Genomic DNA, 13678 nt, shown 5'->3' with positions numbered 1-13678 from the left:
CTACCTAACCAATACAGCAGAGCTCTTTTGGGGACTCTCGTGAAAGGCCATGACAACCACTTGGTCCAACGCACCAAAAGGCCCCTCCGCCCCCTCGGGGTGAAGCGCTGTGATGCGTACCCGCTCCCTAAAGCGGAGGAAAGAGGTGTGCGGCGTCCCTTCAGCTAGGACCTCAACCATGCGGCGTTCGGCAATGCAGGACGAACCAACGTTGACATCTGTGTTGGACACAGTGCCCGAGCCGATGATGGTGCCGGCCGATAACTTGCGCGTGCGCGCCGCATGAGCAATCAACTGGCCAAAGTGAAAATGCATTTCACCGCCATGTGGGTGACCAAACCATTCGCCGTTGCGCTGCGTCTGCAGCCGCAGGTGCACGCGGCCGCCCTGCCACGCGGGGCCCAGTGCATCGGGCGTGACGGCGATAGGGGCAAACGCGGTGGAGGGCTTGGCCTGCAGAAAGCCGAAGCCGCTTTTGGCCTCGCGCGGGCCGAAGGCACGCAGGCTCCAGTCGTTGATGAGCACGATGAGGCGCACATGCTGCAGCGCCTCTTCAGCAGTGACGCCCATGGGGGTTTCGCTGAGCACCACGCCAAACTCGCCCTCGAAGTCGATCTGGTCGGCTTCGGACGGCAGGGCCACATCGTCGTGCGGGCCCAGAAAGTCGTCGGCTGCGCCCTGGTACATGAGCGGAATGGTCTCGAAGTCCGCCACCGGCGGCACCTTGAAGGCGCGCTCCATGAGATGGCCGTGGTTCAAGAACGCTGAACCATCGAGCCACTGCCAGGTGCGCGGCAGCGGCGCCAAACACTGGCGTGCATCGAAAGGCATGGTTCCCAGGGCGGCAGGCGCGTTCACGGTGCGGGCCAGGTCGTGCAACGCGGGTTCCACCCCACTCCAGCGTTCCAGCGCATCAAGCAGCGTGGGGGCCACGGGGCAGGCGTCGATGCAGCGGCGCGCGTCGTCCGACACGACCACCAGGCGACCATCGCGCTGGCCGTTTCGCAGGGTGGCGAGTTTCATGGCGTCACCCCGGCCGCAGGCTGCAGCGGCAGCACCGGGTCGAAGATGGCAACAGCCCGCGTCCATCCTGCCGAGGCGCCGCGCACCTTGACAGGAAAGCACGAGATGTAGAAGCCGCTAGCAGGCAGCGCCTCCAGGTTGTGCAGTTTTTCGAGGTGGCAGTAGCCAATGTCGCGCCCGGCCTTGTGGCCCTCCCAGATCAGCGATGCGTCGCCGCTTTCTGCATAGCGCTGCGCGGTGTAGGCAAAGGGGGCGTCCCAGCTCCAGGCGTCGGTGCCAGTCAGGCGCACGCCGCGCTCCAGCAGGTACATGGTGGCCTCGTAGCCCATGCCGCAGCCCGCCCGCGTGTAGCCGGGCGTGCCGTAGGCGCTGCCCGCGCGGGTGTTGACCACCACGATCTGCAACGGTTGCACCGTGTGGCCGATGCGGGCGAGTTCGGCCTCTACATCGGCGGCCTGCACCACGTAGCCGTCAGGCAGGTGGCGAAAGTCCAGTTTCACGCCGGGCTGAAAGCACCAGTTCAGATCCACCTCGTCGATGGACAGCGCGCGCTGGCCGCCGTCCATGGTGGACGCGAAGTGGTACGGCGCGTCCAGGTGGGTGCCGTTGTGGGTGTTGAGCTGCACATCCTCCACCGCCCACGACTCGCCGTCAGGCAGGTCTTCCTTCTGAAGACCCGGGAAGAACTGCGCCAGGTCCGCAAAGCTCATCTGGTGATCGATGTAATTGATGCGCGGGCCCAGGCCTGGGGGGTCGGAGACAACATCGTTTTCAAGGTGCATCGAGATATCGACGATGCGGCGCGCAGGTGTGGCGAGCGTGGTGGTCATGGCGGGGTCGGGTGGAAAGGTCGAAACAAGGCGATCAGGATTCGGCCGTGAAGCCGGTCTGCTTGATGAGGCCGCGCCACTGGTCGGCATCGGCCTTGAGCATCTGCGCCAGTTGGGCTGCGGTCGAAGACCGGACCTCCAGGCCGTACTGCTTGCCATAGTCCACGACCTCTGGGTGAACCAGCGCGCTTTGTAGCGCTTGCGACGCGCGCTTGACGGTATCGGCAGACGCCTTGCCGGGCAGGAAGAAGCCATACCACTCGCTGACCTTGAGGGGGTAACCCAGCTCCGTCAGCGTAGGCACCTGCGGCAGAAACGGCGAGCGCTTGGCACCTGCAATGGCCAGCACGCGCAATTTGCCGCCCTTGCTGTGCTGCAGGTAGTCGCCAATGGGCCCCCAGAACGCGGGGATCTGCCCGCCCAGCAGGTCTTGCATGCCGGGCACCGTGCCCCGGTAGGCGATGTGGCGCATGTCGATCTTGCTGAACTGGCCCAGCAGCACGCCCACCATGTGCGGCATGGAGCCTGCGCCGGGGCTGCCGTAGTTGGCGTTGTTGGGGTTGGCCTGCAGCCACGCAAGAAAGTCGGCCAGCGTTCGCACACTGTCAGGCACGCCGGGGCCCACCGCCAGGCCGTGGTCGAACATGGCGCCCAACGACACGGGCGCCACGTCATCGAGCGTGTAGCGCAGCTTGGGGTAGGTGTAGGGGTAGATGGACAGCATGGACGACGGGGTGATGAGCAGGCTGGTGCCGTCGGCCGGGCTGTCGCGCAGGTTGAGGATGCCGATCTGCCCGCCTGCGCCGGGCTTGTTGTCCACCATCACGGCACCGGCGTACTGTCCTCGCATGCGGTCACCCACCCGGCGGGCCAGCGCGTCGGCCGTGCCCCCGGCGGGAAATCCCGAGATGATGCGCGCCATGTCGGGCATGGCGTCCTTGCCGGCCTGCGCCCAGGCAGCGGGAGCAACGCCCAGGGTGGGCAACAGGGCGGCAGAGAGCTGGGTGAAGCGGCGGCGGGTGATCATGTTGTCTGTCTCCGGTAGGTATGGGTGGGTATGCAGCACAAGCCCCGCAAGCCCTGTGCGACAGGGCCTGCAGCGGGCGGCATGAAAAAATTATACGAACGTACAAACGCAGAATCACCAGGGTTTGTACGAGTGTTCAATGAATTTATACAAACGTATAAACCAGCCTATGCCCAAATCCACCCCCTCCAAAAAAGCAGCGGCTGCAGCGCACACAGCCTTGGCGGCCAAAGCACCACTACCGGCGCGCAAGCGCGCTGCCGCCCCCAGCGCCACTAGCGAAGAAGCGCTGGCCCCCAACCGCCAGGCCAACATCCTGCAGGCGGCCGAGCGGCTGTTTGCCACGCGCGGCTTTCACGGCGTCTCGATCCGCGACATTGCCGACGAGGCTGGCGTGCCGCTGGCACTGGTGGGCTATTACTACGGCCCCAAACTGTCGCTGTACCACGCCATCTTCCGCGCGCATGCGGGCTACATCGACGTGCGGCTCAAGTCGCTGGCCGATGCCCAGCAGAAGGCACCGCCCGGCCAGTTGCTGGAAGAGATCGTGAAAGCCTTTGTGCTGCCCGTGCTGGAAGTGGCCAGCCAGCCCGCAGGCCACCACTTTCTGCGCCTTTTGTCACGCGGCATGAACGACCACCTGGAAGAAGACGAGCCCATCATCCGCGAGCTGTTCGACCCGCTGGCCCATGCGTTCATCGACGCCATTGCAGCCGCCCTGCCCCAGGCCACGCGCAGCCAGGCCGCGTGGTGCTACCAGTTTGCGCTGGGCGCGCTGCTGCACCACGTGAACGACCAGCGCATCGAGCGCCTTTCGTACGGCCAGAACCAGCCCGGCGACGAGGCCACGGCTGGGCCGCTGCTGGTGCGTTTTATTGCGCAAGGCATGCGCGGCGCCTGTGAAGGCGCAGTGCACTGACGCCGAACCGCTGACACCCCGCCCCGATCACCAGCACTGCCGCGCGAGCGCCGCATGCCAGGCACAGCCACGCCCATTTTTATGGCCTCTGCCCACCGCTACCCCAGGTGGCTGGGGCCCTGCGCTGCCGCCCCACCCACGGCGTCGGCACGCCAGACCGGCGCACCCTAGCCGCCACGACCCGAGCGCACATAACGCGCTGACACCTTTCCCCCGTTGAACTGCCTCTTCGGAACAGCCCTGGCTGCGCCGTGGGCCGGTTCGCCCTTCGCTTGCCCCCTACCCATCGAAAGACACCATGAAACCTCGCACATCCCCCACGCCCCACCCCTCCCACCCTGGGGCCCGTCAGCCCTGGGCGCGCAGCCTGGGCACCGCAGCAGTCCTGTCTGCCGCCACGCTCGCCGCGCAGGCCCAACCCGCATCAGGCCCCGGCCTGCAGCTGTATGGTCTGGTCGATGCCGTTGTGGGCCGCTTTGCGGGTCCCGCTGCCGGCATCAATGCGCAGGACCGCGCCGTGACCAAGCTCGACGGTGGCGGCATGTCCACCAGCCACTGGGGCGTGCGCGGCACCGAAGACCTGGGCGGCGGGCTGTCGGCACAGTTTGAGCTATCGTCCTTTGTGCGCAACGACTCGGGCGCCACCGGCCGCAGCGACGCCTTGCCTGCGCCCGTGAACGTGGCGGCCGACCCCGTGTTCTCGCGCGCCGCCTGGGTGGGCGTGTCGCACCGCGACTGGGGCCGGGTGCGGCTGGGCAATGTCACGTCGTTGCTGTTCCTGAGCTCCATCACCTCCAACGCGTTCGGCGACTCCACCGTGCTCGGGCCGCTGAACCTGGTCACCTTCATCGGCAGCCCGCTCACAGGTGGCACGGCATGGGCCAACTCGGTGGTGTATGACAGCCCCAACGTCGCGGGCTTCAATGCCTCGGTGGCGCACGCCATCTCCGAAGGCCAAGGCGGCGGCAACAGCGCTGCGCGCCTGGCCTACGCCAAGGGCCCCTGGGCCGCATCGCTGGCGTGGCAGAGCGTGAAGAAGAACCCCGGCACTTTTGCCGACGGCACCTCACCCAACGACACACGCGCCTGGCAGCTGGCCGCGTCGTACGACTTCGAGGTGGTCAAGCTGTTTGCCCACCTGGGCCGCATCGACAACCGGGGCACGGCCGCTGCACCGCTCAACGTGGCATACCGCGTGTGGGATGTGAGCGCTGCCGTGCCCGTGGGCGCGGGCCGCGTGCTGGCGGGCTACGCGGTGCGCCGCACCAGCGACACCGTGGGCCCCGTGCCCGCCACGGTGGCGGGCGGCAATGTGGAGCGCAAGGTGTTCACCCTGGGGTATGACTACTTCCTGTCCAAGCGCACGGACCTGTATGCCATGGTGATGCGCGACAGCACCCAGACCCGCACGCTGCCTGCACCGCCCTCGGTGATCAGCGCACAGGGCACCAGCTTTGCAGTGGGGGTGCGCCACCGGTTCTGAGCGCACTTCACAACGGTTGTCTCCAAGTTTCAGGGCGCCTTCGGGTGCCCTTTTTTTCAGCGACAAGCGCGTTCACAGCATGCAACTTGAAGCATCTGCTAGCACAGAAAGATCTTGATAGCACGTTCCGGCCCGAGCCCGCTAATACTTGCGAGGACGAACGCAAACGACGGCTGTGCAGCGTTTGCTGTCGTTCGCAAAGCCTATTCCGAACGTCCGCTGTCGGCCAAGAAGCGGGCCTCCTGGACTGACAAAACCACTTCGCCCACCGAATCGGAGCGCAGCAGGTCTTTGGCTCTCAGCTCTGCGAGGATGAGACTGGGCAGTTATGACAGCATTTCCTCTGGCTGGGCTCGTATCCAGGCCTTCACTTTGTCCGGAGGCAGCGAAGAGTCAGTGATGAGGCCCGCAATTGCGGATGCGGTGATTCGGGACAGCCCGAACTCTACGAGCGACCTGCCGGTCTTCGTTGACAGCCGAAATGTGCGCGGCGTCTTGAAACCGCCACAAATGCCCGTATCATTAGCACTCACCACAGACGAGTGCTAACACCGCACCGCCTGCCGGAAATTTCGCAGCGCCTGGTCCCCCGGGTGCTGGTAAGTCAGCTTTTTTTCACTGAAAACAGGAGCAATGCAATGAACCTTCGCCCTCTGCACGATCGCGTGATCGTCAAGCGTATCGAAAGCGAAACCACGACCGCCTCCGGCATCGTGATCCCTGACAACGCCGCTGAAAAGCCCGATCAAGGTGAAGTGCTGGCCGTTGGCCCCGGCAAGAAGAACGACAAGGGCGAACTGATCGCCCTGAACGTGAAGGTCGGCGACCGCGTTCTGTTCGGCAAGTACTCGGGCCAGACCGTCAAGGTCAAGGGCGACGAACTGCTGGTCATGAAGGAAGACGACCTGTTCGCAGTCGTCGAGAAGTAATCCTTTCTCCTTCGGTTTACTCACTTTTTCATAGCTGCCAGCGCTTTACCAATAAGCGCTAGAAGCATTTTTGATTCAAATCTTGTAGGAGCCAAACATGGCAGCAAAAGACGTAGTTTTCGGCGGCGAAGCCCGCGCACGCATGGTTGAAGGCGTGAACATCCTGGCCAACGCGGTCAAGGTGACCCTGGGCCCCAAGGGCCGCAACGTGGTGCTGGAGCGCTCGTTCGGCGCCCCTACCGTGACCAAGGACGGTGTGTCCGTGGCCAAGGAAATCGAACTCAAGGACAAGCTGCAGAACATGGGCGCCCAGCTCGTGAAGGAAGTGGCCTCCAAGACCAGCGACAACGCTGGTGACGGCACCACCACCGCGACCGTGCTGGCACAAGCCATCGTGCGCGAAGGTTTCAAGTACGTGGCCGCTGGGATCAACCCGATGGACCTCAAGCGCGGTATCGACAAGGCCGTGACGGCCCTGGTCGCCGAGCTGAAGAAGGCTTCCAAGCCCACGACCACCTCCAAGGAAATCGCCCAGGTGGGCTCGATCTCCGCCAACTCCGACGAAACCATCGGCAAGCTGATCGCTGACGCCATGGACAAGGTCGGCAAGGAAGGCGTGATCACCGTGGAAGACGGCAAGTCCCTCGACTCCGAACTGGACGTCGTGGAAGGCATGCAATTCGACCGCGGCTACCTGTCGCCCTACTTCATCAACAACCCAGAAAAGCAATCCGCCATTCTGGACAACCCCTTCGTGCTGCTGTTCGACAAGAAGATCAGCAACATCCGCGACCTGCTGCCCACGCTGGAGCAAGTGGCCAAGGCCGGCCGTCCGCTGCTGATCATTGCCGAAGAAGTCGAAGGCGAAGCCCTGGCTACCTTGGTCGTGAACACGATCCGCGGCATCCTGAAGGTCGTGGCTGTGAAGGCACCTGGCTTCGGCGACCGCCGCAAGGCCATGCTGGAAGACATCGCCATCCTGACGGGCGGCAAGGTCATCGCTGAAGAAGTGGGCCTGACCCTCGAGAAGGTGACCCTGGCCGACCTGGGCCAGGCCAAGCGCATCGAAGTGGGCAAGGAAAACACCATCATCATCGACGGCGCCGGTGCTGCGGGTGACATCGAAGCCCGCGTCAAGCAAGTGCGCGTGCAGATCGAGGAAGCCACGTCCGACTACGACCGCGAAAAGCTGCAAGAACGCGTGGCCAAGCTGGCTGGCGGCGTGGCCGTGATCAAGGTCGGCGCTGCCACCGAAGTCGAAATGAAGGAAAAGAAGGCCCGCGTGGAAGACGCGCTGCACGCAACGCGCGCAGCTGTGGAAGAAGGCGTTGTGGCCGGTGGTGGCGTGGCCCTGCTGCGTGCCAAGCAAGCCGTGGGTGACTCGATCAAGGGTGACAACGCTGACCAGGAAGCCGGTATCAAGCTGGTGCTCAAGGCCATCGAAGCGCCCCTGCGCGAAATCGTGAACAACGCCGGCGGCGAAGCCTCGGTGGTGGTGAACGCTGTGTTGGCCGGCAAGGGCAACTACGGCTTCAACGCTTCGAACGACACGTACGGCGACATGCTCGAGCTGGGCATTCTGGACCCCACGAAGGTCACCCGCACGGCCCTGCAGAACGCTGCCTCCGTGGCGTCGCTGCTGCTGACGACCGAAGCCATGGTTGCAGAAGCACCCAAGGACGAGGCCGGTGCCGGCGGCGGCATGCCCGACATGGGCGGCATGGGTGGCATGGGCGGCATGGGCATGTAATGGCCGGCCGCTCCGGGTGGAACCCAGGTTCTGCCCGGTAGCCCACAAAAAACCCCGCAGGTCGCAAGACCTGCGGGGTTTTTTACTTGGACCACGTGAAGCACGTCGTGGCACGGGCCGCTCTTTCGACATTTGTATCGCGATTCACTGCACCGCGCCAACCCAGAGCAAAGGGCCCGGCCTTCGCATGGGCACTGTCCCGTGCCAGTGCCGCCGTGCAAGGGCCGCCCCGCCGCATGGGCGGCGTCCCCCTCGGGGAAGACGCGAAGCGGCTCAGGGGGGTTAAAACCTATACGTCGCGCTCAGCACCACGTTGCGGCGCGTGGCCCACCAGCAGTCACCGCGCGACAGGCAGGTGCTCATGTACTTCTTGTCGGCGAGGTTGCTGATGTTGAGGGCATAGCGCCAGTCCTGGGTGTCGTAGGCCAGCAGCGCATCGACCACCCCGGCGGACGGAACCTCGGGGCCGGTGCCGTCGCGGAACGACGACAGCCAGCGGTAGCCCGCGCCCGCCGAGAAGCCGCGCACACCGCCGATGGAAAAGCGATACACGCCCCACACGGCGGCCTGGTGGCGGGGAAGCCCTTCCAGCAGGGGATCGACGTCCGTGTAGTTGTAATGGGCCGTCAGGTCGAAGGCCGTGGCCACGCGGGCCTTGTACTCCAGCTCCAGGCCCTTGTTGCGGGTCTGGCCCACCTGCAGCGAGTTGTCGGGGTTGGTCGGGTCGGCCACCTTCTGGTTCTTTTCCTTGAGGTCGTACACCGCCGCCGTGAATTGCGTGGAGCTGCCCGCGGGCGCGTACTTCACCCCCACCTCGATCTGCTCGCCCTGCAGCGGCTTGAAGCGCTGGCCATAGGCGTTGGTGCCGCTCACGGGGCTGAAGGACTCTGCGTAGCTGATGTAGGGCGTCCAGCCCCCGGCCAGCTGGTACATCACGCCCAGGCGCTTGGTGGTGTCGCTCGTGCGGTCATCCGTCTGGCCCGCCAGGCCGTTCACGGCGCGGTCGTGGCGCAGGCCGGCGATGAAGATCCACGGGCCCCACTTCATCTGGTCCTGCACATACAGGCCGCTTTGGCGCTGCACGTTCTCGGGCCTGGCGATGAGCGTGGGGTTCAGGCGGTGGCCGTACACCGGCGCATAGGCGTCGATGGGCGTGTTGTAGGCATCGTCCGCCTCGTTCTTGTTCTCGGTCTGCCGGTTCCAGTCCACGCCCAGCAGCAGCTGGTGGCTCAGCGCGCCGGTGGTGAGGTTGCCCTGCAGGTGGGTGTCGACCGCGGCCATGCGCGTGCGCGTGATGTTCTTGCCGTAGATGCGGCCCGTCAGGCGCTGGTTCACGGGGTCCCAGCCGAACCCGCCGGGGACCGTGAAGAAATCGGCGTAGTGGTAACCACCGCGGTTCTCGTTGCGCGCCAGGCGCAGGTTCTGGCGCACCGTCCAGGCATCGTTGAAACGGTGCTCGAACAGGTAGCCGATGGATTCGCGGTCGCTGTCGTAGTAGTCGCCGGGCTCGCCGATGAAGCGGTTGATGGGCAGCATGCCATTGGGGTTGGGCAGCAGCGTGCCCGACCAGGGCAGGAACTGCGCCGTGCTGCCCGTGCGGTCCTGCTGCCAATGGGCCTGCAGGGTGAGCGACGTGGCGGCATTGGGCCGCCAGGCAAGCGAGGGCGCGATCAGGCGCCGGTCGTTCTGCACGTAATCGGTCTGCGTGTCCGCATCGCGCGCCACGGCCACCAGGCGGTACGACCATTCGCCGTCCTGGGTGAGCGGGCCGGTCAGGTCGGCCTGCAGCTGCTTGCGGTTCCAACTGCCGATCTGCACGCCCACCTCGCGCTGCGCCTCTTGCAGGGGGCGCTTGCTCACCATGTTGACCACGCCGGCCACCGTGCCTGCGCCGAACAGCATGCCCGAAGGGCCGCGCAGCACCTCGAGGCGCTCCAGCGTGTACGGCTCGGCGGGGGTGCTGCTGGTGTACCAGTTGTAGTTCTGGCGCAGTCCGTCGAGGTAGGTGTCTGGCGAGCTGCCGCGCACGCGCACGCTGTCGGAACGGCTGTCAAGGCCGTAGGCGTCGCTGCGCACGCCCGCCGCGTACAGCAGCGCCTCCTGGAAGGTGGTGGCCCCCTGGTCCACCAGCTGGTCGCGGGTGACCACGGTGACGGACTGCGGGGTTTCCGACAGCGGCGTGTCGGTCTTGGTGGCGGTGGCTGCATTGCGCGCGCGGTAGCCCACCACCGGGCCGGTAGCCGTCTCCTTCTCCGCGCTGGCGTCGACGCGCACCTCGGACAGCGTGGCCGCCGCGCCCTGTGCCGCCGCCCAGGTGGGGGCCAAACCGAAGGCCAGCGCGATGCCCATGCAGACCGCCGTCTGCCGATGTTGGATTGCCATGATTTTTCAGAATGGAAGTAAGAATGATTACCATTTTAAAAATCAAAGCAGCCTCCTGGACGGATCCGGCGCGGGATGTCGTACAACGACAACATCCTTGGCCCCCGATTTTTTCCTGAATTCATCAAATTTAATAGCAGCTCACGCTTGTATATCAAGCGCAAAGGCCACTTTTATTCACGATCCGGGCGGCGGACTCCCTCCAGAAAAACCAGGGCGATGCCCATATGCCCACAAGCGCGGCCCCAACAAAAAAGCCCGCCGGCCGTAAGGCAAGCGGGCTTCGCGGGTTGCAGGCCAGGCGGGCCTGCCTGGGGCGGGATCAGCCCTCGCTGGGCTGCACCCACCAGTAGATCAGCACCAGCACACCGATGCCGGTCAGGGTCAGCAACTGCCACCAGCCCGAGCGGCCGATGTCATGCAGGCGGCGCGCGCCCACGGCCAGCCCGGGCAGCACCAGCGCGAGGGAGACGATGCCGGAGATCACGTCGCCCAGGAAGCTGGCGACCACCATCACCGCGACCTGGAACAGAAAGAACCACCAGAACTCGGAGCGCACGGCGCGACCCGAGAAACCCGCGTACTGCGTCAGGCAGCTTTTGACAGCCGAAACAAAATCCATACAGAACTCCCTCTCTTTGAAACGTGAAGCCGTTGTGGCAGGGCCAAGCCCCGCGCCATGATAGGGGCGCACAGGGCATCCAGTCCACACGTCCCACCACCCCATCGGCGGCCCCACGCCCGGCAGCCGGGCCACAGGGCAAATTTTGCTTCTTTTTTTATAGCTTGCAGCGCTTGCCGGATAAGCGCTGACGGCCTATTTGAGCATGAATCCTGGTGCTCACGCGGCCTTGCGCAACGCATGCGTGTCGCGCGCCAGCTGCGTGATGCGCGCCCAGTCGCCCGCACGCACGGCGTCGGCGGGCGTCAGCCACGAGCCGCCCACGCAGCGGACGTTGGGCAGCGCCAGGTAGTTGGACGCGGTGGCCTGGGTGATGCCCCCCGTGGGGCAGAAGCTCACCTGGCCGAACGGGCTGGCCCAGGACTTGAGCAGCGGGATGCCGCCCGCGGCCTCCGCCGGGAACAGCTTGAGGAACGAAAACCCGTCCGCCAAGGCCGCCATGATCTCGCTGGACGTGGCCACGCCCGGCAGCAGTGGCAGGTTGAGCCCCTTGCAGGCGCTGCCCACCTCGGACGTGTAGCCAGGGCTCACGGCAAAACGCGCCCCGGCCTCGCTGGCGCGCCGCGCATCGTCGGCGTTGAGCACCGTGCCCACGCCCACCACCGCTTCGGGCAACTGGCGCGCGATGGCGGCGATGGCGGGCAGGCCGGCGGCGGTGCGCAGCGTCACCTCCAGCACCTTCACGCCACCGGCCAGCAAGGCCTCGGCCAGAGGCAGCGCGTCTTCCACGCGGTCGATCACGATGACGGGAATGACCGGGCCATGGCTGGCGATGTCGAGAGGATTCATGGGTTTGTGCTCCTTGGTGTGTTCGGTGTCGGATGCCGCAAGCGGCCTACAAAACTAGCGCGCCTGCTACAGCCATGTGCAGGCGCCTTGTTCCGCACCGCCCGCGTGGCGGCGGAAGTTGGTGAAGAGTTCGCGGCCGAAGCCGGTGGCGGGGTGCGCGGTGTACGGCGCTACAGGGCGGGCGGCCCAGGTGGCCTCATCGACCAGCACATCCAGCGTGCCGGCCACGGCATCCACCCGCACGATGTCGCCATCCAGCACCTTGGCCAGCGGGCCGCCGGCCAGCGCCTCGGGCGTGACGTGGATGGCGGCGGGCACCTTGCCCGACGCGCCGCTCATGCGGCCGTCCGTCACCAGCGCCACCTTGAAGCCCTGGTTCTGCAGCACCGCCAGCGGCGGGGTGAGCTTGTGCAGCTCGGGCATGCCGTTGGCCTGCGGGCCCTGAAAGCGCACCACGGCCACCATGTCCTGCTGCACCTCGCCCGCGCTGAACGCGGCCAGCAGTGCCTCTTGCGAATCGAACACGCGCGCGGGCGCCTCGATGACGTGGCGGTCTTCGGGCACGGCCGAGACCTTGATCACCGCGCGGCCCAGGCGCCCCTGCAGCAGGCGCAGGCCGCCCGTGGGGGAAAACGGATGGGACACCGGGCGCAGCACGGTCTCGTCGCCCGACACCGCCGGTGCGCCCTGCCCGCCCGCGGCGATGCCGCCCGCGTTCACACTGCCCACGCCCGGGTGCATGAAGCCCCCTTGCAGCAGTTCGCGCAGGATCCATGCGGGCCCGCCCGCGGCCTGGAACTGGTTCACGTCGGCATCGCCATTGGGGTACACGCGGGCCAGCAGCGGCACGGCGGACGACAGCTCGTCAAAGTCCGACCAGTCGATCAGGATGCCCGCGCTGCGCGCAATGGCCACCCAGTGGATCAGGTGGTTGGTGGAGCCCCCCGTGGCCAGCAAGGCCGCCATGGCATTGACGATGCAGCGCTCGTCCACCATCCGCCCGATGGGCGTGAAGCGCTGGCCGCGCTTGCCGATGTCGAGCACGGTGCGCACGGCCTGGCGCGTGAAGGCTTCGCGCTCCTCGGTGCCGGGCGGTGCAAAGGCCGCGCCGGGCACGTGCAGGCCCATGGCCTCGAGCAGCATCTGGTTGCTGTTGGCCGTGCCGTAGAAAGTGCAGGTGCCAGGGCTGTGGTACGCGGCGGACTCGGCCTTGAGCAGTTCGTCGCGCCCCACCAGCCCTTGCGCGTACTGCTCGCGCACCTTGGACTTGTCCTTGTTCGACAGCCCCGTGCCCATGGGGCCCGCGGGCACGAACACGCAGGGCAGATGCCCGTAGTGCAGCGCGCCGATGAGCAAGCCGGGCACGATCTTGTCGCACACGCCCAGCAGCAGCACGCCGTCGAACACATCGTGGGACAGCGCTACCGCAGTGGCCATGGCAATGGCGTCCCGGGAGAACAGGGACAACTCCATGCCGGGCGTGCCCTGCGTCACGCCGTCGCACATGGCGGGCACGCCGCCCGCCACCTGCGCGGTGGCGCCGTGGCGCGCGGCCTCGTCACGCAGGATGGCGGGGTAACTCTGGTACGGCTGGTGGGCCGACAGCATGTCGTTGTAGGCCGTGACGACGCCGATGTTGGGCGCCTTCTCCACGGTGACCTTGAATTTTTCGGCGCCGGGCAGGGCCGCGTAGGCATGGGCCAGGTTGGCGCAGCCCATGCGGTCTTGCGCGGGCTTGCGCTGGATCATGGCCTCGACGCCGGCCAGATAGGCGGCGCGGGTGTCCTTGCTGCGCTCGATGATGCGGGCCGTCACGCGCGCTACGACTGAATGCATGGGATGCTCCATCGGTGGGTTGGGCCTG

11 protein-coding genes are annotated in these 13678 nt (G+C 66.1%); 4 read left to right on the top strand and 7 right to left on the bottom strand.

The genetic code is table 11. The annotated features are described in order from the left end of the window. From AC07OC_RS19125 to AC07OC_RS19115, 3 genes are read right to left on the bottom strand one after another with little or no spacing between them, the layout of a single operon-like run. Complete coding sequence (locus AC07OC_RS19125) at positions 1–1023, bottom strand: fumarylacetoacetate hydrolase family protein (protein WP_218340405.1); 1023 nt, start codon at positions 1021–1023, stop codon at positions 1–3. Continuing rightward, a complete protein-coding gene (locus AC07OC_RS19120; protein ID WP_255591224.1) occupies positions 1020–1853 on the bottom strand; it encodes a cyclase family protein in 834 nt (277 codons plus the stop codon). Before AC07OC_RS19120 ends, AC07OC_RS19125 begins: the two co-directional genes overlap by 4 nt. Positions 1854–1887: 34 nt before the next feature. Further along, a complete protein-coding gene (locus tag AC07OC_RS19115) occupies positions 1888–2880 on the bottom strand; it encodes a tripartite tricarboxylate transporter substrate-binding protein (RefSeq protein WP_218340406.1) in 993 nt (330 codons plus the stop codon). Positions 2881–3049: 169 nt separating this feature from the next. On the opposite strand from AC07OC_RS19115, the gene AC07OC_RS19110 reads away from it, so the two are divergent. From AC07OC_RS19110 to groL, 4 genes are all read left to right on the top strand, one after another. Then, a complete protein-coding gene (locus tag AC07OC_RS19110) occupies positions 3050–3799 on the top strand; it encodes a TetR/AcrR family transcriptional regulator (protein WP_255591225.1) in 750 nt (249 codons plus the stop codon). A gap of 298 nt (positions 3800–4097) precedes the next feature. Further along, on the top strand, positions 4098–5282 hold the full coding sequence (locus AC07OC_RS19105; RefSeq protein WP_218340407.1) for a porin: 1185 nt from the start codon (positions 4098–4100) through the stop codon (positions 5280–5282). A 638-nt stretch (positions 5283–5920) separates the two neighbouring features. Next, on the top strand, positions 5921–6211 hold the full coding sequence (locus tag AC07OC_RS19100) for a co-chaperone GroES (protein ID WP_005799501.1): 291 nt from the start codon (positions 5921–5923) through the stop codon (positions 6209–6211). Positions 6212–6308: 97 nt separating this feature from the next. Further along, positions 6309–7961, top strand: coding sequence for a chaperonin GroEL (groL, locus tag AC07OC_RS19095; protein WP_010462232.1), 1653 nt, complete (start codon positions 6309–6311; stop codon positions 7959–7961). A 282-nt stretch (positions 7962–8243) separates the two neighbouring features. On the opposite strand, the gene AC07OC_RS19090 is transcribed toward groL, so the two are convergent. The 4 genes from AC07OC_RS19090 to edd form a co-directional block, all read right to left on the bottom strand. Further along, positions 8244–10343, bottom strand: a complete 2100-nt coding sequence (locus AC07OC_RS19090) for a TonB-dependent siderophore receptor (RefSeq protein WP_494601960.1) — start codon at positions 10341–10343, stop codon at positions 8244–8246. A 322-nt stretch (positions 10344–10665) separates the two neighbouring features. Next, on the bottom strand, positions 10666–10965 hold the full coding sequence (locus AC07OC_RS19085; RefSeq protein ID WP_218293348.1) for a DUF805 domain-containing protein: 300 nt from the start codon (positions 10963–10965) through the stop codon (positions 10666–10668). Positions 10966–11184: 219 nt separating this feature from the next. Beyond that, positions 11185–11814 (bottom strand): bifunctional 4-hydroxy-2-oxoglutarate aldolase/2-dehydro-3-deoxy-phosphogluconate aldolase, encoded by a 630-nt coding sequence (gene eda / locus AC07OC_RS19080; protein ID WP_218293347.1) that lies wholly within the window; start codon positions 11812–11814, stop codon positions 11185–11187. Positions 11815–11880: 66 nt separating this feature from the next. Further along, complete coding sequence (gene edd, locus AC07OC_RS19075; protein WP_494601958.1) at positions 11881–13650, bottom strand: phosphogluconate dehydratase; 1770 nt, start codon at positions 13648–13650, stop codon at positions 11881–11883. Positions 13651–13678 lie beyond the last annotated feature (28 nt).

The organism is Acidovorax sp. GW821-FHT10E04, from assembly GCF_059415185.1.
This window is presented reverse-complemented; position numbering and strand designations above follow the sequence as displayed.

Excerpts from the sequence above, each read along its gene's own strand:
- AC07OC_RS19115 (WP_218340406.1), bottom strand. The coding sequence starts at position 2,880 with ATGATCACCCGCCGCCGCTTCACCCAGCTCTCTGCCGCCCTGTTGCCC.
- groL (WP_010462232.1), top strand. The coding sequence starts at position 6,309 with ATGGCAGCAAAAGACGTAGTTTTCGGCGGCGAAGCCCGCGCACGCATG.
- AC07OC_RS19090 (WP_494601960.1), bottom strand. The coding sequence starts at position 10,343 with ATGGCAATCCAACATCGGCAGACGGCGGTCTGCATGGGCATCGCGCTG.
- AC07OC_RS19125 (WP_218340405.1), bottom strand. The coding sequence starts at position 1,023 with ATGAAACTCGCCACCCTGCGAAACGGCCAGCGCGATGGTCGCCTGGTG.
- AC07OC_RS19100 (WP_005799501.1), top strand. The coding sequence starts at position 5,921 with ATGAACCTTCGCCCTCTGCACGATCGCGTGATCGTCAAGCGTATCGAA.
- eda (WP_218293347.1), bottom strand. The coding sequence starts at position 11,814 with ATGAATCCTCTCGACATCGCCAGCCATGGCCCGGTCATTCCCGTCATC.
- AC07OC_RS19105 (WP_218340407.1), top strand. The coding sequence starts at position 4,098 with ATGAAACCTCGCACATCCCCCACGCCCCACCCCTCCCACCCTGGGGCC.
- AC07OC_RS19120 (WP_255591224.1), bottom strand. The coding sequence starts at position 1,853 with ATGACCACCACGCTCGCCACACCTGCGCGCCGCATCGTCGATATCTCG.
- edd (WP_494601958.1), bottom strand. The coding sequence starts at position 13,650 with ATGCATTCAGTCGTAGCGCGCGTGACGGCCCGCATCATCGAGCGCAGC.
- AC07OC_RS19110 (WP_255591225.1), top strand. The coding sequence starts at position 3,050 with ATGCCCAAATCCACCCCCTCCAAAAAAGCAGCGGCTGCAGCGCACACA.
- AC07OC_RS19085 (WP_218293348.1), bottom strand. The coding sequence starts at position 10,965 with ATGGATTTTGTTTCGGCTGTCAAAAGCTGCCTGACGCAGTACGCGGGT.